Raw genomic sequence first — 20,353 nt, forward strand, 5'->3', positions numbered from 1 at the left:
CTTCAAATTCTGATCGCCTTGCTGCGAGCGGTTCGCGGAACCGGCCCTGCGCAACAAGGCAGCGGTTGGATTACCGGGATTGTTCCAGATGATGCTTGATCAGCAGGTCGGTTTCCAGCAGGGGCAGGCCGACCACGGCGCTGTAGCTCCCCTCGATGCGGCTGACGAACTTGCCGGCAATGCCTTGAATCGCATAGGCACCGGCCTTGTCACAGGGCTCACCCGTGCGCCAGTAAGCCTCGATCTCGGCCTCGTCCAGCTTGCGAAACGCCACGTTGGTGGTGACCAGCCGCACATCGCAGCGCTCCGGGGTGGCCAGCGCCACCGCCGTCATCACCTGATGTACCTTGCCGGAGAGCGCCTCCAGCATGTCCTTGGCGTCGAGCAGGTCGGACGGCTTCTCCAGCACCCGATCACCCAGCACCACTATGGTGTCGGCGCCCAGCACCGGCAGCGCCGTGGGCGCGGCGGCCACGCCGGCCGTGGCCTTGTCGCGGGCCAGCCGGCAGACATAGTCCTGGGGCTTCTCGCCCTCTTCCCGCTGTTCCGGCACATCCAGCCTGAGTACCTCGAAGCGGTAGCCCAGCTGGGTCAGCAGTTCGTGACGGCGGGGCGAGCCCGAGGCGAGATAGAGTTGCAGTTCGTTGTGCTTGTTCATAATCACTTCGCGAGCCAGGGTACGGTTACAATGAGTTGTTTTTACTCATATTCACTTGATATTGAAGCGCCGGCGCACCTTGCGCAAGACCAGGAAAACCCAGGGCCATATTAGCATCGTGCTCAGGGTCGACCAAAAGTAGGCGAAATTGAGGCTGGCGCGGCTGAACAGGTGCTCGGCCCAGAAGATGGTCACCTTGCCCACCAGCGAGAGGCAACCGATGATCAGCGCCTGTTGCCAGAGGGAGAAGTTGCGGATCTTCTGGAACTGGAACGCTGCCAGATAGGTGGTGATGGCCATCGCCATGGCCCGCACGCCGAGGGTGCTGCCCAGCAGCACGTCCAGCAGCAGGCCCGCCACCCAGGCGGTGCCGACGTTGGTCCGGTGTGGCAACGCCAGCGCCCAGTAGATGAGCACCATGGCGAGCCAGTCCGGGCGGAAGGGTTCGAGTTGGAAAGGAAGCGGCAGGATCGACAGGCTAAGGGCCAGCAGGATCGAGATCCAGATCCAGATCCTGCCGCTGGCAGGTTGCAACATCAGCGCGTCGCTCCCGCCGCCGAAGGCGCCGCAGCCGGGGCTGCCGCAGGGGTCGGCGCCTCTTCATCGTCATGCACTTCCGGTTTCTTGTCGGTCCACAGCAGCAGCAGATAGCGCAAGCGGTCCAGCGCCACCAGCGGCTTGGCCTCGACCTGGGCGAAGGGTTTGCCCTCCACGTAGTCGGAGCGGGTCACGGTCGCCACCGGATAACCTTCCGGGAAGCGGCCGCCAAGGCCCGAGGTGACCAGCAGATCGCCGACCTGGACGTCGGTGTTGCGCGGCAGGTTGCGCAGCTCCAGCTTGTCGAGCTCACCGCTGCCGGAGGCAATGGCGCGCAAGTCGTTGCGCAGCACCCGCACCGGGATGCCGTGGCTGGAGTCGGTGATCAGCAGGACGCGGCTGGTGGTGGAACCCACGTGCAGCACCTGACCGATCACCCCCTGATCGTTGATCACCGGCTGGCCGTTGTAGACACCGTCCAGCGCCCCCTTGTTGATCAGCACCTGATGGCTGAAGGGGTCGGAATCCACCGACAGCAGCTCGGCCACCATCTTGCGGGACTCCTTGTGCACCGGCGAACCCAGCAGCTCGCGCAGACGCTGGTTCTCGTGCTCCAGATGATCCATCTTGAGCAGGCGCGAGCGCAGGGTGAACAGCTGTTGTTCCTGCTGCTTGGTCTGCTCTATGAGGCCGGCCCGGGTCTGCACCTGGGTCGACATGGTATCGAGCATGATACCCGGCGCATTGGCCATGTATTGCAGCGGGCTGACGAGCGAACTGAGGTAGACACGGACGTGGCTGAACACACCGAAGCGGGAGTCCGCTACGATGGCCGCAATGGAGATGATGACGGCGAGAAACAACCGTAACTGAAGCGAAGGGCCTCTACCAAAAATGGGTTTCATGGGTCGTCAAAAAAGAGCCGGCACGCTGGCCGGCTTTGGGTCTTATTCGTAGTGGAACAGATCGCCACCGTGCATATCGATCAGCTCCAGTGCCTTGCCGCCACCACGGGCCACGCAAGTCAGCGGATCTTCGGCAACCACCACCGGGATGCCGGTCTCTTCCATCAGCAGACGGTCGATATCTTTCAGCAGGGCACCACCACCGGTCAGCACCATGCCGCGCTCGGAGATGTCGGAGGCCAGCTCGGGCGGAGACTGCTCCAGCGCCACCATGACGGCGGAGACGATGCCGGACAGCGGCTCTTGCAGCGCTTCCAGGATCTCGTTGGAGTTGAGGGTGAAGCTGCGCGGCACACCTTCAGCCAGGTTGCGACCACGCACTTCGATCTCGCGCACCTCTTCGCCAGGATAGGCGGAGCCGATCTCGTGCTTGATGCGCTCGGCGGTGGCTTCCCCGATCAGGCTGCCGTAGTTGCGGCGCACGTAGCTGATGATGGCCTCGTCGAACTTGTCGCCGCCGATACGGACGGACTGGGAGTACACCACACCGTTCAGGGAGATGATGGCCACTTCGGTAGTACCACCACCGATGTCGACTACCATGGAACCGGTCGCTTCGGAGACCGGCAGGCCGGCACCGATGGCGGCAGCCATGGGTTCATCGATCAGGTAGACCTCGCGGGCACCGGCACCCAGAGCGGATTCCTTGATGGCGCGACGTTCCACCTGGGTGGAGCCGCACGGCACGCACACCAGCACGCGCGGGCTGGGGCGGAAATAGTTGTTGTCGTGAACCTGTTTGATGAAGTGCTGCAGCATCTTCTCGGTCACGTAGAAATCGGCGATCACGCCGTCTTTCATCGGGCGAATGGCGGAGATGTTACCAGGGGTACGACCCAGCATCTGCTTGGCGGCATGACCGACGGCAGCGACCGATTTGGCGTTCCCGCGCTCTTGGCGAATGGCGACAACTGAGGGTTCGTTAAGGACGATCCCTTGATCTTTTACATAGATCAGGGTGTTGGCAGTTCCCAAGTCGATCGACAGATCGTTGGAAAAGACGCCTCTGAGCTTTTTGAACATGGCTACGGGAAATCCTAAGAATTTGGAGGTGCAGAAAACCGGCTAACTTTACCAATGCCCACCCCAATCGGCAAGCGCTCAAACTGTCGCCAACCCATCGGGCGCGACAAAAATGCGAGTCATCACTCACCCGCACAAGCCGACAAACGCTAATAAACAAGGGGATAGGGGGGCGAAGTTGACAGATCAGCCCCAACTCCCCGCTCAGTGCATCACTTCGCGCCGATAAATAATTCTGTCATTACCCCGGCTGGAGCCGAAAATGGCCTCACCTTGCAGGGTAGCCGGATCAGACAGCCAGAGCGGTTGTGACGGCTGTTTGCTCAAATCGACTCGGTAGGGAATGCGCACCGAGATATCCGGATTGGCGAACTGGAACAGGATCTCGCCATCGGTTGCCTGTGCAGAAGCCCCGCCCGGTGCCGAACTCCCCAACCCCAGCCGGATCTTGCGATTGTTCCCCAGACTCAGGTCGCGGCTGGCCGCATCAAAGACATGGCTCGGATTGAGGAAAGTGAAACCCTGATTGGCCAGAGAGAACTGGGTGCACTGGTCCAGCTTGTTCAACTGCCAGTTGCCCGCCTCGTAATACTGCAGCTGGAGAGGCACGGCCAGCGGCGCAGAGGCAAGACCCGCGCCCGTCCCCGCCAGCAGGCGACCGAAATAGACCTGCATCGGCACGCTGTCGATCAGCCGGGCATTGCAGCTGGCTCCACTGCAATTGCCAACCACCGCATCGTTGAAATCGGGGCTGGCAATCACTGTTCTGTCGCCATCGTTGTCACGCATATAGAGACCAAACAGCAGCGACTTGTAGGGGCCATCCGGCTGGGTATCGGAGAGGCGAACAAATTCGCTGCTGCCGGCCGCCAACGCCGCCCGGCCATTGAGCCATGGCAGCGACGGCAGGCTGCGCAACCGGTTAGCGAGGGATTTGCCATCCTTGTTGTTGGCAACCGAGAGATAGGCACTGCCCTTGGCAAACGAACCCGTATAGTTCCGGGTCTGGCCACCCGACACGTTGCGGGCTAGCACATCCAGCGCAACCCCGAAGGGCTGGCCCATATAGGAGAAGACATTGCAGACCGGCACTATGTCGCCGCTGGCCAGATTGAAGTCGGCGGGAATAAAGCGGCCCACCGGCACGCTGCTGGCGGGAGGGATGGTGTAGCCGAAATAACCCGTAGATACAGTGCTTCCCTCTGGCGGCGTTGCCACCGGTGACGTCGCCGTCATCCTGAACACCCCCACCTCGCTCACCGTCTGGGTGACGCTGTTGAGGCTGTTGCTCGCGGGAACATGGCTATAGGTAGCCGTTCCCACCGCTGCATTGGTGCCGGGGTTTGGCGCCACCAAAGTGCTGCCCAGAGCAATATTGGACAGGACAAAGTTGGGCGTGGTCTGGTTCCCGGCACAAATATCCCCATCGTTGGCCGATTCCCAGGCCATCGCCTTGATATCTACCTGGAAGGTGTCTCCCGCCTTCTTGAACACCGGGCAACTGCTGTCCCCTGCCGCGCAGACGCCTTGCGGGGGTGTAATGCACAAGCCGACCGGACGCGCCACAAACTGATCCGAACCGAGCATCACCAGCCCCGCTTCATTGCCCGTGCCGTCGTAGCGAGCATCCAGCTGGACCTTGCCGGCATCCGGATACTTGACCGTGATGCTCGACTGTCCCTGGGCATCGAAGTTGAGGGAAAACGCGGTGGCATTACCCTGGCTGGAGCCGATCAGGGTGTTGTTGACGCTCATTCCGCTGTTGAAGCTATTGCTGACCGGCGAAACATAGCTGCTCCAGAACTTGACGCTCTTGCTCTGATTGGCAAAACCCGGCACGCACTGCTTGGTCACGTCGCTCTTCTTGACCGCCTTGATGGCTACTGTCTGCGGCTGGTTCGAGTAGGTGTCTGGCACATCAAAGAAGAAGCCGCTATCGGCAAAACTCAGGGTGCAGGCAGCCGCACTGGGCATCCCGGCGCCAGCCTTGCACAAGGTGGTGCTGAACGGCTTGGTAGTCGGGACCGAACCGGATACCCCTATGGTGACCGCAGTGGCGGTGTTGTTGCGCAGTTGAACGGTCGTAGAACCACCACTGAAGGTCACCGTATTGCCGCCAATCCAACCATTGCTGACAGAAGTAGGGGTAAGACTCAGGGTCGCGGTCACCGGATCTTTGATAAGTGTGGTACAAGCGGCATCGGCACAGGCATTGATCGTCACCGTCTCCGGATTGCAGGTCAGCGCCTGACCCGAGTGATCGAACTGGAAGTGGTCGATCTGCACCCCCACCGGGTTGGAGCGCAGGGCGCAGATCCGCACGTTGTCTATCTCGTGGAAGTTGGTCACCGAACCGGTGGAGCCGGTCAGGGAGAGCAGGAAATTGGCCGGCACCGCCGCTTGACCGGTCTGGCTCGTCATGTTGATGGGGCCGACCAGGGTGCTGTAGCCCGCGCCGGTATCCCGCTCGACGGTGGCCAGCGAGTTGCCTGCGGAGCGGGAGTCGACCGTGATGCGATAGCGATGGGGACGATTGCTGTTGGTACCGCTGTCGACGGGCGGGTTCAGGTTGCTGGCCGTCCCCGTCAGATAACGATAACCCGAGGTGCCCGACCCCGAACCACGGATGGAGACCGCCTGCGGCCGGGAGCCCGGGCTGTTGCTCCCTCCCTCGTTGGCATAGTTGCCGTACTCGTCGAGCCCCACCCCGAGCCAGCCGCCGGCAAAGCCGCTGCTCCCGGGCTTGTAGCCGTAGCCCAGCGGGCCACCAAAGGCCCCCGGTTGCGGCGTCAGGGTGGCATCCGAGAGCACCACCGCCATGCCGTCCGCCCCGCTCGTGCCGGAAGTCTTGTAGGCGTATTGATCGAATTCGACCGTCACCAGGTTGCCGGCCCCCGGGAAGAGGCGCTGGAAGGTGGCCGAAGTGGCCTGATCGGTAATGTTCTGGGTGAGGCGCAGACGGCCGTTCTGTACCGATGGCAGGGTGCTGTTGTTGCGCTGGGCCACCACCCAGCTGTCCGGGTTGATCTGGGCGCTGTCAAAACCATCGGCAAAACAGGTCAGCATGGGCGGCAACACTGCCTCGTTGATGCTGGACTGGGCATCCATGCTCAAGTAACGGGCCGTGACACGACCATAAACAGCGGCATAGTTATTCATGGTCAATTTATTGTCGCTATAGAGATAACCGTAAAACGTGGTGCCATTATCCAGCACCATATTGCCGTAATTAACCCAGATCAGGCTGCCTTGGTTATTGCTGTTGACGCTGACCGTATTGAAAAAGGTAACGTCCTGATTGACGAAAATTCGAGTAATACCACTACCAGACAAGCGAATGGTGACGTTGTCGATATTCAGTTTGTCGATAAAATAGTCGCCACTGCCCAATATCAATGTTGCCTTGTTACGCAGGGTGAGCGTCTTTATCTGGGTTTCGCTACGACTAGGGAATGTCAGGGTGCAGTTATCTAACAACACAGTACGGTAAGCGGCGCCAGATCCAGTCTGCGAGCCAGAAGTACAAGTCAAATCATTGTTGGTAGTGATCGTCGGAAATTTATTGTTGCTGCTGCTCAAGGTAAGTCCGCGAACGTCGCTGCCGGTGACGGTACAGACCTTGTAGCCACCCGCGCCGTCGTCGCAGCGCCGCGTGTTGTTCTGATCCGGCTGGATGGAGCAGAAGTTGAGTGGCAGCCCGCCGCTGCCATTGATCTTGGCGTTGTTGAGCTGGCCCAGTTGGTAGCCGTTTATTTGGTAGCAGGCAGTACTGCTGTCACCATGGTGGCCCTGCACCACGGCCGGGAAAAGCGAGCCGGTATCGATGGGATCGAACGCCCAGACCTGGCTAGTGAAGAGGGCCAGCGCCCACAACCATTTCATCATCAGCCTCCGTCATACGCTTCGACCATCAGGGTACGGCTCACCCTGAAGTCTGGACTGGCGCCATCTAGATTGTCGTCGCCACAGCCACCGACGCTCTCGAGCCGGTAGCCGGTGCTCGTCACGCCGTTGTAGGTTGTGGTCACGGTGCGGCACTGCACCACTGCCTGGCAGTCGACCAGCCCCGGGTTGCCGGTAAAGCTGATCGTTCTGCTCGACTCACACACCGCAGGTGGCTGGGGTTGGGCCGCAGTCCGGTTGGGGAACAGCCGATAGAGCGCCACTTCCAGCCCGCTCTGGGCCGCCAACAAGGCACGCACGCTACGCACCTCCACCGTATTCTTCTCGCTGCTGTCGAGCAAAAAGCGCCCCATGGCTGCCGCCAACATGGCCATCACCACGATCACGAACAGGGCGATCATCAGGGCACTGCCCCCCATCTTCTTGCTCTGGCGCCGCTCAGGGAACATTGAAGACCCCCAGCTTGTGGTTGAAGGTGACCGCTTCGCCCTTTCGTTCGAACACCAGCCGCACGCCGAAGGCCCCTTCGGCATTGAAGGCCGAGACCTCTCGATAGAAGTTGCCGGCACGAAGCGACTCGGCCATCAGCACACCCGTTGCAACAGGGGCCCCGATCGCGGCACTGGCTCGCGTCATCGTGCTGCCTTCCACGCAGTAGCGAACCTGTTGATTGGCAAAATAAACCCGGCTGCCGGGCGAGATCCCGGCCAGGGTTTCGCCACTGGTATAGCGAACGGTCTGCGCCCCCGATACCGGCGCCAGTACCTCGGTGACTCTGGCGACACAGCGGCCATATTCACAGCCATTGACCAGTGAGCCGGCTGCTGACGTCGGCAGCGGGAAGACCACCATCAGGTCCCCTACCTTGACCGCATTGGCATCCTGACTCATGGGATCGACGGCCGAGGCAGGAGTCGCCATCACCAGTTCCAGGGTAGATGTACTGCCGGACTGGGCCCGGTTGAGAGCAAGATAGCGGCTGGAGGTGCTGATGGGCCAGAAACGCAGGCAGGGACCGCTGTCATCCCAGCTGCCATCCAGGGCTTCAATCCGCTCGGAACCCGGCAGCGCATCGCGCACCTCGCGGTTGAGCCGCTCCATGGCGAAGCGGGCATCGCTCATCAGCTGTTCGCGGCTGCTGGCATCGCCGTAGATCTGGGTACCTATGCCGATGAACTGGCTGGCGAAGGTGGCCATGATCCCCAGCAGCAGGATCACCATCACCAGTTCGATCAGGGTAAAACCGCTCGCCGTCCGCATCAGTAGTTGCCACGATAGAAGGAGAAGTCGAGCACGTTCTCGTCAGGCAGGCGCACCTGCAGATCGATACGCTTGCCCACCGAACAGGGCGACGCACAGTGCTTGAAGTTGCCATCGCTGAAATCCACCGGGCTCACCGCAATCCTGACTTGATAGTTGCGATACTCGTCACTGGCGATGATGCCGCCGCTCTGGGTGTAGAAGCTGGCAGCTTTCCAGCTGCCGGCAGTATCGAAATCGTCCACGTCGTTGAACATGTAGGGGGTGGCTTCACCGTCTGGACCATAGTTGGTCGAGCAGGCGGGGATGGTGACGCCAGCCACCGTCTCACCGCAGCGATAGCGGCCGCCATTGTGATCCGACAGCTCATCGAACGATGTTTGCTGGATCTCGCCCGCCAGGCGCTGGGCCAGCTGGGCACCACGCACCTGCTGCACCGGGTCCACCGCCTGGGGAGCCTGATTGATCAACAGCCCCAGAATGCCGGTCAGTGCCACCGCCAGCAGCACTATGCCGACGATCAGCTCAATCAGGGTAAAACCGCGCTCAGGGGCTCTCATGGATATAGCCCTCGGACTCTATCTTGAGGCGGCCGGTTTCGCGGCCATCGCTCACCAGCAGGGTACAACCCGTGGCACAGCTGCCGAGCGGCCTGCCCATCTGATCAAAACGGATCACGAAACTGCTGGCGTTATTGAGGGAAACCGCCATACCGGCGGAAGGAGTCACAAGACGGCCACGGGTGCGCTGATTGTCGCTCCAGCCGGTCATGGGGTCGGGGGCCGGACAGCCAGTGCCGGTCGCCGCCAGCGTGATATGGGCAAAACGGGAAGCCTGCACCACCAGCTGGGTACAGCGATCGGCGGGTTCATGCATGTTGATGGTCTGCACCAGCCGTAGCCTGGTCAGCAGCTCATCACGAAGGGTTTGGGTTTCAAAGCCGCCTTTGCCCAGCAATTTGGGCACGGCAAAGGCGGCCAGAATCCCCAGCAACAGGATCACGATAACCAGTTCAATCAGGGTAAAACCTCGTTGCATTCTCGTTCCCTGTTCATAAACAATGAGGCGAGGCATAAGCCTCGCCTCATTGACACTAACACTGAATCAGCATCCACCCAGAGTGGTGGTGGCGCCAGCTGTGCTGGTAGCGGGAGCATAGGTCACAGTGCACTTGGAACCGCTGGTGGCGAATACGAAAGTACCGCTAGACACGGCACCAGTCCAAGAGCCATCGATGGTAACGGCGCGCTGGATGCCAGTGCTGGTCGCTGCCGGATAACCATACACAACATCAATGCTGGCTCCATCACTGGTGCTTACCGAACCGCTTACATCACGCTCGACACCTACCAGAGCTGACTTGCTGTAAACCAGCTGAGCTGAGCTGCTGACTGCGGCCTGTACGCCCTGAGCGGCGGACTTCTTGGCATCCTCCTGCAGATTCAGGAACTTGGGAGCAGCGGTCACTGCCAGGATACCCAGAATGATGATCACGATGACCAGTTCGATCAGGGTAAAACCCGCCTGTTTTTTCATATTACTTTCCTCTGTCAATTGATATTGGTGGTCACCTGACCGGAAGCCGGACGGTAACTGAAACTCATGAATGCATCAGTACTGCCTTGCGGATCCTGATACTTGCCATCACTACCCTTACTCAAACTATTGACCAGATAGTAGCGGCAGACCGAGTCCAGGCCGTTATTGGTCACACTGACATAGTATTTCAGGTCATTGCCGCTACCACGCACCTCGCTGAAGCTGGCGGTAGCCTTGGGCGGGTTCTGCAGCAGACCCTCCCAAATCTTGAGACAGCGCGGGGCCGTCAGGTTGGCCGGATCCACGTCTATGCCGCCACCGGCCGAGGTATCCATGGGATAGCCGGGCGACAGTTCGCCGTTGCTGACCTGGGTATCGGTCGGCGTGGTCAGATAAAAGCGTGAACCGTCATAGAGCACGGTATTGAGGCTGTCCTGCTTGGCGCGCCCTTCGGCCTCCCATTGAGCCCGCACCAGCGACACGCCGGTGGCAAACCCGCCGGAAACCCCCTCCACGCTGGCTTTCTTGGCTTCGTCCGTGACATCGAGAAAACGGGGCAAGGCGGTGACCGCCAGGATCCCCAGGATGACGATGACGATCACCAGCTCGATCAACGAGAAACCCGCTGCCCGATGGGGACTCGCCACACCGGAATATCTTGGTACCAGTCGCGTTGTTGTCATGGACCCTCCGTAATAACCCGCATTATTTCATGCAGATATAAAAAAATCATTTAGCTGAATCGCAAAACAAGCCTCATTCAGGGCTTTTGGAGCACTCTGCCGTCAGAAAATTGATAAATCAGCCAATTATTCTCCCAGCCGAACTGGCACCCTTCGCCATCCAGGCTCGCCAAGGCCTGCACCGGCGGCTGGGTAGACGCCGCCGTACCGATGAGTTGCTCCCACAGCCAGCGGCAGTTTTCCGACGGCGTCATCATTGTGCCGGCACCCAGTGGCCAGCCACGTTCATCAAACTGCCAGGCCATCCCATCGGCATGCAGCACGGCGGGACGCCGCTGATCGAGCCAGAGCCCATGCAACCTTTGTGCGCGCTCGGCAAATTGCTCCCCCAGCAGGGTCAGGCTGACGGCCAGCGCCTCCTCCCGGTGGACAAGATAGCTCCGGGCCAGGGTCGCCACCATGATCAGCAACAGGATCCCCACGGCCAGCCGCCGATAGCTCCCCAGCCAGTGCTCATCCTGTTGTGACTGTCGACTCACCCATCTCGCTCCACGCTCTGCCGCTTACCCATACCGCCCACCTCATTGACCGTAGAGATACCGGTTACTTGCCGCGTACGGCCCGCATCATGTCCCACATCGGTGTGAAGATACCCAGCGCCAGGATCAATACCATGACCGCCACGATCCCGATCAGGATCGGCTCGATCCGAGCGGTGAGGCTCTTGAGGTCATAGTCCACCTCCCGCTCGTAATACTCGGCCGCCTCGTGCAGCAGATCATCGACCTGGCCAGTCTCTTCCCCCACCGCGATCATCTGCATCACCAGCGGGGTGAACAGGCCGCTGCTGCCGGCGGTGCGCAGCAGGCTCTCGCCCCGCTCGATGCCGGCCCGCATGTCGCGGATCCGGCCCGCCATCCAGGCATTGTCCACCGCATCGGCCACCAGGCTCAGCGCCGTGTTGAGCGGCACCCCGGCCTTGAGCATCATGGAGAAGCTGCGGGCGAAGCGGGCCAGCAACACGCCGAGCATCACCCACCAGTAGTGCACGAAGAAGTGGGAGGTGGCGAGCAGGATCCGGGTCGCCAGCGGCAGCTCGACGCCAAATTTGGCGAACATGCCGGCAAAGACCGGGATCACCATGATGTTGAGGATCACCATGGCGATGCCGATGGCAATCAGCACGAAGCTGGGGTAGCGCATGGCGGTCTTGATCCGCTTGCGGGTTTCCAGCTCCAGCTCGAAATAGTTGGCAAGCTGCAAGAACGCCTCTTCCAGCTGACCCGTGTTCTCCCCCACGTGGATGATGGCCACGAACAGGCTGCTGAACACCCTGGGGTGGGCCTGCATCGAGCTCGACAGCGGCCGACCGTTGCCCAGATCCTCTCCCAGCGCGTGCAGCGCCCGCTTGAGCGGCTTGCTGTGGGCGCTCTCCTCCAGCCCGGCGATGGCGCGCAGGATGGGGATGCCGGCCCGGGTCAGGGCATACATCTGGCGGCTGAACACCACCAGCTCGTCCAGCCGCACGCCCCGCTCCAGCAAGAGCGACCAGTCGAGGGCGGCCGCCTTCGCCTTGCCGGGTTTCAGCTCGGTCGGCATCACGCCGCGGCGCATCAGCTGCTCGGCCGCAGCCATCTCGTTGGCCGCGTCCACCACCCCGCTGACGGCATTGCCCTGGCTGTCGCGCCCCTTGTAGGCGAAGCTGCTCATGGAGTGCCTCGCGCCAGCCGGCCGTGTTCATTGCCGATGAAGTTGGTCATCACTTACCCCAGGTCCTCCGCCAGCCGCAGCACCTCGTCCACCGAGGTGATCCCCTGACGGGCGTAATCGAGCGCGGTCAGCGCCAGCGGCCGGTAGTGCGGGTGCTGGCGGGCCGCCTTGGCAAACCCCTCGGCGTCGTTGCGGCGCAGGGAGTCCATCATGGGCTGATCCAGCTCCAGCAGCTCGTACACCCCGATCCGGCCGGCATAGCCGGTGAAGTTGCAGCTCTGGCAGCCGCGCCCCTTGTGATAGACGTGCTGGCCCGGCGCCTCGCCGGAGAGCACGGTCAGCCAGGTGGCCTGACCTTCATCCGGCGCCTTCTCCTCGACGCAGTGTTCGCACACCCGCCGCACCAACCGCTGGGCCACCACCGCCCGCAGTGCGCTCGCCACCAGATAGCCGGGAGCCCCCATGTCGATGAGGCGCAGGGCGCTGGTGACCGCATCGTTGGTGTGCAGCGTGGTCAGCACCAGGTGACCGGTGATGGCGCCGCGCAGGCCGATCTCCACCGTTTCGTTGTCCCGCATCTCGCCCACCAGCAGGATGTCGGGGTCCTGACGCAGGGTGGAGCGCAGCACGTGGGAGAAGGTGAGCCCGATCTTGGGATTGACCTGAACCTGATTGACCCTGGGCAGCCGGTATTCCACCGGATCTTCCACCGTGATGATCTTCTGGCTGGCCTGGTTGAGCTCGGAGAGGGCGCCATAGAGGGTAGTGGTCTTGCCGCTACCGGTCGGCCCCGTCACCAGGATCATGCCGTGGGGTCGCTTGAGCTGGCGTCGGAAGCGGGTCAGGATCTCCGGCGGCATGCCGGTCTCGGTCAGCGACAGGATGCCGGAGGATTGGTCCAGCAGCCGCATCACCACGGATTCGCCGTACTGCACCGGCATGGTCGACATCCGCACATCCACGTCGCGGCCGCGCACCTTCATGTTGAAGCGGCCATCCTGCGGCAGCCGCTTCTCGGAGATGTCGAGGCCGGCCACCAGCTTGAGGCGCAGTACCAGCGCCTGGGCGATACGCACCTCGCTCAGGATGTTCTCGTGCAGGATGCCATCGATGCGCTGGCGAATGCGCAGCACCTTCTCGTCCGGCTCGATGTGAATATCGGAAGCCCCCACCTGCACCGCATCCTCGAACAGGGAGCGCAGCAGCTTGGCCACCGTCGCCTCCCCCTCGTCACCCGCCCCCAGATTGCTGGAGCCGAGCTCGAAGCCGGCGTCCTGATACTCCTCGTGTAGCTGTTCGGCGAAGCTCTCTATTTCGCGGGTGCGGCGATAGAGGCGGTCGAAATACTCCAGCAGCTGGCCTTCTCGCGCCACCGCCAGCCCCATCTCCCGCGGGCGCAGCAGCGCCGCGATGGCGTCAAGGGCGCTCAAGTCGGCCGGATCCGACATGGCCACCGTCACCTTGTTGTCGGTGAGGTTGACCGCCAGCGCACGATAGCGGCGCGCCTGCACTTCTGGCAGCAGCGGCACCGCCGACGCATCTATGGTGAGGTTGTTGAGATCGAAGAAGGGCACATCCAGCTGGCGGGCGAGGAACTGCAGCAGTTGCACCTCGCTGATGAAGCCGAGATCGATCAGGGTGGTGCCCAGCTTGCGGCCGGTCTGACGCTGCTGCTGCAGGGCGAGCTGCAGCTGATCATCCGAGATGATCTGCTCTTGTACCAGCAGGTCGCCGAGGCGCATTTTCAGTCTGGGTTGTGCCATGCAAACTCCAAAAAAGTGATCCCGGCCGCCCGTCAGGGGGCAAGCTGGGCAATCCGTTGTTCGAGCCAGCTGGTCGACGCCTCGCCCAGGTTGCCGTGCAACTGGGCATTGCGATAGGCATCCAGAGCCCGCTGGCTGTGGCCCTGGCCATCTTCGGCCACGCCGAGCCCGAGCCACCAGCGGCCCTGATCCGGCTGCTGGCGCAACAATTTCACGTAAAGATCCGCCGCCTCGGCATGCTGACCCAGCTCCTGGCTGAGCCCGGCCCAGGTGGCGTAATAATCCAGATTGCTGGCCAAATCCGGTCGATGGCCGGTCAACCAGCCGAGCGCCTTGAGCTGATCGCCACCGCTGATGGCGAGCCGCGCCAGCAGCAGCCGGAAATCGGCCTGTTCGGGATCGAATCTGAGCCCCTCTTCCAGCAACTGGCTCGCCTCGCTCAGCCGACCCTCGCCGTAGAGCAGGCCCGCCAGCTGCTCGCGAGCCCCCTGATTGCGCGGGTCGTGGGCCAGCACCTGATAGTAGTTGTCCTGGGCATCGCGCAGCTGTCCCTTGGCCATGGCGGTGGTGGCCTTGCGCTCGGCCAGGGTGGCCAGTTCGGCCTCGGAGAGGTTGACCGTCTCTATCTTGAGCACGCCGGGCTTGCGCGGCGCGGCCGCAGGGGCCTCCTGCTCCGCCGCGAGCTCGGCATAGAGGTCGGGTTGCAGCTCCTCGTCGCTCGGCCCCTCCTCATCGATGGCAGCCACGTCTGCCTCATCGGCAGCACTCTCCTGCGCCTGCTGCGGCTCGGCGGTAGGCGGAGCGGCAAGGTGACGCGGAGTCGGCAGCGCCACCACCTGATCCACCGGCTCCTGTTCTGCACTGGCCGGCACCACTGCGGGAACCGCACGGGCGATGGCGTCCGGTTTGAGCTCGCCGGCCGCCTGCAGCTGGCGGGCCTCGACGACCCGCTGGCTCTGCTGCCAGTAGATCCAGGTGCGCCAGCCCAGAATGCCGAGAGCCAGCCCGCAGATCAGGGTCAGCAGCAGCATCCACCAGCCCTGCTGGCGAACCGGTGGCACATAGACGGCCCCCTCGCCCCCCTGCTGGCGCTGTTCCAGATCCTTGAGCATCTGATTGATCACGCTCATTGCCAGACTCCATAGGCGAGGGCGCAGCCCAGCAGCAGCACGAGAGGCCACCAGCGCCGCGCCACGAAGCGGCGGGCATCGTCGGTGTCGCGCACGGCCAGCCACACCAGCCGGCTATCGATCTGGCGCGCCCCCTGGCCATAGGCCAGCATCAGGCACTTCTGCGCCAGTATGTTGATGAGTCGCGGAATGCCGCGCGAGGCGCGCCACAGCTGGCGCAGCGCCCGGCCGCCAAACAGCGGGGCCCCGCGATAACCGGAAATCTGCAATCTGTGCTCCAGGTAGGCCCGGGTTTCATCGAAACGCAGCGGCCGCAGGCAGTAGGAGAAGCCGATCCGCTGGCGCAGCTGGCGCAGATGGGGCTTGGCCAGCCTGGCGTCCAGCTCGGGCTGGCCGAACAGCACGATCTGCAGCAACTTGCTCGATTCGGTCTCCAGGTTGCCGAACAGCCGGATTGCCTCCAGCGTCTCGTCCGGCAGCGCCTGCGCCTCGTCGATCAGCACCACCACCCGGCTTCCCTGCTGATGCAGGGCGATCAGGTGGCGATGGATGCGATCGGTCAGATCCAGCTCGCTCTGATCCCGCACCGCCAGTCCCAGCTCCAGCGCCAGGGCGATGCGCAGCTCGGCTGGGTTGAGATGGGGGTTGGGCAACCAGGCCAGACGCACTGGCCGCTCCTCGGAGCCCAGTTCGCTCAGCAGCTTGCGGCAGAGCAGGGTCTTGCCGGTGCCGACCTCGCCGGTCACCTTGATGAAGCCCTCCCCCTGCGCCAGCGCCCAGTTGAGCACCTGCAGCGCCTCCTCGTGCGGGGGCAGCCCGTAATAGAAACCGGTGTTGGGGGTGAGGCCGAAGGGAGCCTCCTGCAAACCGAAGTGGTTCAGGTACATGGGCAATCACCTGCCATCTCTGCCCGGGAGCCCGTGATGGCCCCCGGCACGTGGTCAAACCGGTCCAGGATCATGACTCAGCCCTTGGGCGGATACCATTTGTCGAGCAGCTCGGAGGAGCGCTGCAGTTCGTTCTGCCAGGTGTCCTTCTCCACCACGGTCGGCTTGAGCAGGATCACCAGCTCCACCTTCTTGGCGCTTTCGCGGCGGTTGGTGAAAGCCTCGCCGACCCAGGGAATGTCCCCCAACAGCGGCACCTTGCTGACGATCTCCTGCTTGTCGGTCTTCATCAGGCCGCCGATGACGATGATGTCGCCATTGTTGGCCTGTACCACGGTATCGGACTCGCGGATCGAGCTCTTGGCCAACGGCAGGATCAAGGGGTCCGCCGTGCCGACATCGATGGTTTTCTTCTGCTCTTCGGTGTCGATGACGGAGGGGTGAATATGCAGCAGCACCTTGCCCTCTTCGTCGATCTGCGGCGTTACGTCCAGCGCGATGCCGGAGAAGAAGGGAGTCAGCTCTACATTGGGCGTGACTATCGGTGCCGATGTGCCTGAGGTTGTGGTCGTGGTGGAGGCGTTGGTGACGAAATACTCGTCGGTCCCCACCTTGATCACCGCCTTCTGGTTGTTGGTCGCCGTCACCCGCGGGCTGGAGAGGGTATTCACGTCCCCCTGGGTCTTGAGCAGGTTGACCGCCACGTTGAAGTTGCCATCGGAAATCTTGAAGCCGGCCCCGCCACCCAGGGCGCTGAAGATCTGGTTCGGGGTGTTGGCAATCGTGCTCGGTGTCAGCGAACCACCGCCGGTAATGCCCTTGTTGCCATCCCAGCTGGCGGAGAGACCGCTCCAGTCCACCCCCTGCTCGTAACCCTCGTTGAGGGACACCTCCAGGATCCGCGCCTCCAGCACCACCTGACGCTTCAAGTGGCTCTCTGACTGATTGAGGAACTCGCGCACCGCCTTGAGCTCCTTCGGATAGGCCCGGATGGTCACCAGGCCCGCCTGCGGGCTGGTGATGACGGCGCGGCCGTCGCCGCTACCGATCAGGGTCTGCAGGGTGTCGCGCAGATCGGTCCAGTAGTCGCTGTTGGTGTCGGTCTCGATGCGGGTGCCGTTGCTGTCGCTGTTCGAGTTGCCGTTGGAAGAGCGGTTGCTGGTACTGTTGTTGGTGTTGTTGTTGGCGTTATCGAAGTTGTTGTTATTGCTGCTGTTGTTGTCGTTAGAGGCCACCCCGCCGGTGCTGACCGAGGTGCGGGAGAGACCGCGCCGGGACATCATCAGGTAGTTGACCGGGATGGTCTCGGTGCGCAGCCCGGCCGGATAGACGTGGAACACGTTGCCCTTGCGCTGCACGTCGAAGCCGTACATGTCACCCACCACCGCCAGCACTTCGGTCAGGGTCACGTCCTTGAGCTCGACCGAGATCTGGCCGGCCACCCCGGGGTGTACCGCCACGCTGTAGCGGGAGCCCTTGAACAGGGAGCCGAAAAACTCCACCGCATCCACGTCGTGGGCAGCAATGCGCAGCCGCGGTTCCGGCATGCTGATGGCCTGGGGCGGACGATTGAGCTGCAGCAGTTCGCTCTGTACCGACTTGGGTACACTGGTCAGCGCCCCGCCCTTGTTCTGCTCGGTCATGGCATGCCTGAGTGCGTCCTTGGCCTGCACGGGTTCGGGGTGCCGGTAGCTGGTACAGCCTGCCGTCAGCACGGCGGCGGAGATCAGGCAGAGATGATGTTTTTTCATGTAATAAGTGCACCCTGACTTGCAATTAAACTCGACAAACCTGGCTCCGCCCATCCCGGGTGGAGCGCGTTCAGATCCGGACCTTGCTGGCAAACAGGGTCAGCGACTGGCGCTTGCCCCCCTTCTCCAGCACCACGGCATCTGCGCCTATGGCCACCACGCGATAACCGTCGACCTGCTGGCCGACCCGATAACTGCTGCCGTTGAGCACCGCCAGTGCCGGGCCGTTGCCCAGCATGATGCTCTGCAGCCTGGGCAGACCGGCCTCGCGCTGGCCGGTTGCACTGGCGCCGCTGGTCGCGCCGCTCAAAGGGGCGGTGGGGTCCTGCAACAGCTCGGGCTGCGCCTGGGCCAGCAGACTGAACAGACACACCCACAGGGGGAACCATCTAGCCACGGATAAACTCCTTGCTGGTGCTGAGGGTGTAGATCTCCATCTCTACCACTGCCTTGGGATACTCCTGCACCTGGTAGTCAAACTGCTTCCAGTAGAAGTGGCGCGGCAGCCCCTCCAGCGCCTTGAGATACTGATACACATCGAAATAGCCGCCCTCCAGCTTGAGCCGGATGCCGTGCTTGAACAGGTTGATGCGCTGCTCGCCCGCCATCAGCGGCTCCGGCGTCAGCGAAGTGAGTGCCACCATGTGCAGATTGGCGGAGCGCGACAGCAGGGCCTCCAGCACGGCCGGCATCTCGTGGGCCTGGATCAGATCCACCGTCTGGGCCTTGAGTTCGGCGTCCAGCTTGCCCAGCTCGCCATCCAGCTGCGCCAGCTGGGTACGTACATGCAGATCCGGATCTCGCGCCAGTTTGGCCTGCTTGCCCTGGTTCTCGAGATCCATGATCTCCAGATCCCGCTGGGCAGTGCTCAGCGCCAGCCGCTCCTGCTCCAGCCGCACCGCGGCCCCATCCAGCCAGCCATAGATGGCAACGGCGCCGACCACGACCACCCCGGTCAGCAGGATCAGTACCCGCTCGCGCTGGCTGAGGGCGGTGATCTTGTCGGCCCAGGCCTGCCACTGCTCTTTCAGGCTCATCAGGGCTTCTCCCGCTCGATGCCGCTGAGCTGGAAGGCCAGCCGGCCCTCCTTGTCACGGCTTAACGTCAGCTCACCAAACTGCTTGCCCGCCAGCGACGGGGTCTGCTTGAAACGGTTGACCCAGGCCGGCACATCCTGGCTGCGCCCGGCGAAGCCGGACAGGTTGACGTAGCCGTCGGCGATCTCGATCCGCTGCAAGGAGAGCTGCGGATCGCGGATACGGGAGAGATCGGCCATCAGCCCGGCATAGCCCTGGGATTTTTGCAGCGCCAGGCTGCCCAGCTGCCGCATCAGGCCCTGCTTGGCGGTCAGCTCCTCCTGCTTGGTGACAAGCTGCTGTTGCAGCAGGCCATCGGCCTGGTGACGGGCCAGCTCGGCATCCAGCCGCTGCGCCTCGCCACGCTTGATCTCCAGCGCCGCCCGCACCTGCACCAGCTCGCGCTCGACAGCGTGTTGCTGCCAAGCGATGACGCCGGCGGCGCACAGCAGCAACAGCACGCTGCCGCCCCATACCAGCGCCATCTGGTTGAGGCTGGCCCACTGTCGTCTGGGCCGAAACTCGGCGCCGTAGAGGTTGATCTGGCGTTTCATCAGGCATCCTCCCCCAGAGCGGCGGCATAAGCCGAGAGATATTCCACGCCGGACAGGATCGCCTTGTTGGCCATGGCAGAGACGGCAAAGCCGAAGGTCTGCTCCATGTGGCGCACCAGAGTACCGATGAAGGGCGAGGCGATGGCGAGCTGCATCTGGCCGAGTTCCGGCAGTTTGAGCTGGCCCACCAGATAGTCGAGAGAGCGCTGGATCTCCAGCGCCAGCGAATCGAGCAGCATGGCGTCAGGATCATGCTCGCCGGTGAGGGCGCCGAAACCGCGCAACTGGCGGGAGAAGCAGAGCCCCCCCTGATGGAACACCAGCAGTTGCAGATCCTGCCCCTTTGGCTGCCACAACAGCATGCGCACCGTCTGATCCGGCTCGTACAGCGCGGTCATCGCCAGCTCGTCGCTGACGATAGCGTCCAGGCTGGCGATGCCGTTGACCGCATCCGCCAGCTGCTGCACCCGCGCCTTGGGCACGCAGATCACGTTGATGCGCGGCCGGCCCGCCGGCGGGGTGGGCAGATCCACATAATCCATGGCGAGCTGCAGCACGGATTCACTGACGTAATCCTTGATCGCCCAAGGCAGGGCACCGGCCATTTCGGCATCGGGGACGGCGGGCTTGTCGATCTGGACCTGTTGATAAAGGCTGGCCGCGAGGGCGACTCGCACCTTAGACTTGGCGAGGCCGTGGCGGCTGAACAGCTCGGCCATGGCCTGAGGCCACTCTTGCGGGCCATTGATGGCGCGGGTGGCGAAGATAGGCGGGTTGCCGAGCGAAGCCAGCATGATCCGATCGCTGGCCAGCAGGAGTCCTACCTGACGGCTGGGGGTCGAACGTCTGAAAAGTTGTTTCATTGAAACCCGCACCTGGCTGCCCAAAACGGATTAAACCTTAGCATAAACAGA

21 protein-coding genes are annotated in these 20,353 nt (G+C 62.6%); all 21 read right to left on the bottom strand.

Features of this window, described 5'->3' with window-relative positions; genetic code table 11:
- Positions 1–70 precede the first annotated feature (70 nt).
- Positions 71–658, bottom strand: coding sequence for a Maf family protein (locus OKC29_RS05615; RefSeq protein WP_043160924.1), 588 nt, complete (start codon positions 656–658; stop codon positions 71–73).
- Positions 659–709: 51 nt separating this feature from the next.
- Positions 710–1,195 carry a rod shape-determining protein MreD gene (gene mreD, locus OKC29_RS05620; RefSeq protein WP_005308115.1) on the bottom strand — a complete coding sequence of 162 codons (486 nt, stop codon included), beginning with the start codon at positions 1,193–1,195 and terminating at the stop codon, positions 710–712.
- Positions 1,195–2,100, bottom strand: coding sequence for a rod shape-determining protein MreC (gene mreC, locus OKC29_RS05625; protein WP_011704376.1), 906 nt, complete (start codon positions 2,098–2,100; stop codon positions 1,195–1,197). Before mreC ends, mreD begins: the two co-directional genes overlap by 1 nt.
- Positions 2,101–2,142: 42 nt before the next feature.
- A complete protein-coding gene (locus tag OKC29_RS05630) occupies positions 2,143–3,183 on the bottom strand; it encodes a rod shape-determining protein (protein ID WP_005308111.1) in 1,041 nt (346 codons plus the stop codon).
- A gap of 204 nt (positions 3,184–3,387) precedes the next feature.
- A complete protein-coding gene (locus OKC29_RS05635; RefSeq protein WP_073348703.1) occupies positions 3,388–7,065 on the bottom strand; it encodes a DUF6701 domain-containing protein in 3,678 nt (1,225 codons plus the stop codon).
- A 2-nt stretch (positions 7,066–7,067) separates the two neighbouring features.
- Complete coding sequence (locus OKC29_RS05640; protein ID WP_073348702.1) at positions 7,068–7,535, bottom strand: MSHA biogenesis protein MshP; 468 nt, start codon at positions 7,533–7,535, stop codon at positions 7,068–7,070.
- Positions 7,525–8,346: an MSHA fimbrial biogenesis protein MshO gene (mshO, locus tag OKC29_RS05645; protein ID WP_073348701.1), complete on the bottom strand. Its 822-nt coding sequence runs from the start codon at positions 8,344–8,346 to the stop codon at positions 7,525–7,527. The genes OKC29_RS05640 and mshO overlap by 11 nt, the downstream gene beginning before the upstream one ends.
- A complete protein-coding gene (locus tag OKC29_RS05650) occupies positions 8,346–8,906 on the bottom strand; it encodes a type IV pilus modification PilV family protein (RefSeq protein ID WP_073348700.1) in 561 nt (186 codons plus the stop codon). The genes mshO and OKC29_RS05650 overlap by 1 nt, the downstream gene beginning before the upstream one ends.
- Positions 8,893–9,384: a type II secretion system protein gene (locus OKC29_RS05655; protein ID WP_073348699.1), complete on the bottom strand. Its 492-nt coding sequence runs from the start codon at positions 9,382–9,384 to the stop codon at positions 8,893–8,895. The genes OKC29_RS05650 and OKC29_RS05655 overlap by 14 nt, the downstream gene beginning before the upstream one ends.
- Before the next feature lie 66 nt (positions 9,385–9,450).
- Positions 9,451–9,882, bottom strand: a complete 432-nt coding sequence (locus OKC29_RS05660; protein ID WP_073348698.1) for a prepilin-type N-terminal cleavage/methylation domain-containing protein — start codon at positions 9,880–9,882, stop codon at positions 9,451–9,453.
- Between the two features lie 14 nt (positions 9,883–9,896).
- Positions 9,897–10,568 (bottom strand): MSHA fimbrial major subunit MshB, encoded by a 672-nt coding sequence (gene mshB / locus OKC29_RS05665; protein WP_017408812.1) that lies wholly within the window; start codon positions 10,566–10,568, stop codon positions 9,897–9,899.
- A 77-nt stretch (positions 10,569–10,645) separates the two neighbouring features.
- A complete protein-coding gene (locus OKC29_RS05670) occupies positions 10,646–11,107 on the bottom strand; it encodes a hypothetical protein (protein ID WP_073348697.1) in 462 nt (153 codons plus the stop codon).
- Positions 11,108–11,171: 64 nt separating this feature from the next.
- The gene (locus OKC29_RS05675; protein WP_270668990.1) at positions 11,172–12,278 is read right to left on the bottom strand and encodes a type II secretion system F family protein; all 1,107 of its coding nucleotides are present in this window, start codon (positions 12,276–12,278) and stop codon (positions 11,172–11,174) included.
- Positions 12,279–12,331: 53 nt separating this feature from the next.
- Positions 12,332–14,041: an MSHA fimbrial ATPase MshE gene (gene mshE, locus OKC29_RS05680; protein WP_011704368.1), complete on the bottom strand. Its 1,710-nt coding sequence runs from the start codon at positions 14,039–14,041 to the stop codon at positions 12,332–12,334.
- 32 nt (positions 14,042–14,073) lie between these two features.
- Positions 14,074–15,171 carry an MSHA fimbrial biogenesis protein MshN gene (gene mshN / locus OKC29_RS05685; protein WP_162275570.1) on the bottom strand — a complete coding sequence of 366 codons (1,098 nt, stop codon included), beginning with the start codon at positions 15,169–15,171 and terminating at the stop codon, positions 14,074–14,076.
- Positions 15,168–16,058 (bottom strand): MSHA fimbrial biogenesis protein MshM, encoded by an 891-nt coding sequence (gene mshM / locus OKC29_RS05690; RefSeq protein ID WP_073348695.1) that lies wholly within the window; start codon positions 16,056–16,058, stop codon positions 15,168–15,170. Before mshM ends, mshN begins: the two co-directional genes overlap by 4 nt.
- A 77-nt stretch (positions 16,059–16,135) precedes the next feature.
- Positions 16,136–17,809: a pilus (MSHA type) biogenesis protein MshL gene (gene mshL, locus OKC29_RS05695; RefSeq protein WP_073348694.1), complete on the bottom strand. Its 1,674-nt coding sequence runs from the start codon at positions 17,807–17,809 to the stop codon at positions 16,136–16,138.
- A gap of 70 nt (positions 17,810–17,879) precedes the next feature.
- On the bottom strand, positions 17,880–18,206 hold the full coding sequence (gene mshK / locus OKC29_RS05700) for an MSHA fimbrial biogenesis protein MshK (protein WP_073348693.1): 327 nt from the start codon (positions 18,204–18,206) through the stop codon (positions 17,880–17,882).
- Positions 18,199–18,846, bottom strand: coding sequence for an MSHA fimbrial biogenesis protein MshJ (mshJ, locus tag OKC29_RS05705; protein ID WP_073348692.1), 648 nt, complete (start codon positions 18,844–18,846; stop codon positions 18,199–18,201). Before mshJ ends, mshK begins: the two co-directional genes overlap by 8 nt.
- Positions 18,846–19,439, bottom strand: coding sequence for an MSHA fimbrial biogenesis protein MshI1 (gene mshI1 / locus OKC29_RS05710; RefSeq protein WP_045528781.1), 594 nt, complete (start codon positions 19,437–19,439; stop codon positions 18,846–18,848). Before mshI1 ends, mshJ begins: the two co-directional genes overlap by 1 nt.
- Positions 19,439–20,302 (bottom strand): MSHA fimbrial biogenesis protein MshI, encoded by an 864-nt coding sequence (gene mshI / locus OKC29_RS05715; protein WP_073348691.1) that lies wholly within the window; start codon positions 20,300–20,302, stop codon positions 19,439–19,441. The genes mshI1 and mshI overlap by 1 nt, the downstream gene beginning before the upstream one ends.
- Positions 20,303–20,353 lie beyond the last annotated feature (51 nt).

It is taken from the genome of Aeromonas sp. QDB34 (genome assembly GCF_027705405.1).
Taxonomy (GTDB): domain Bacteria; phylum Pseudomonadota; class Gammaproteobacteria; order Enterobacterales; family Aeromonadaceae; genus Aeromonas; species Aeromonas hydrophila.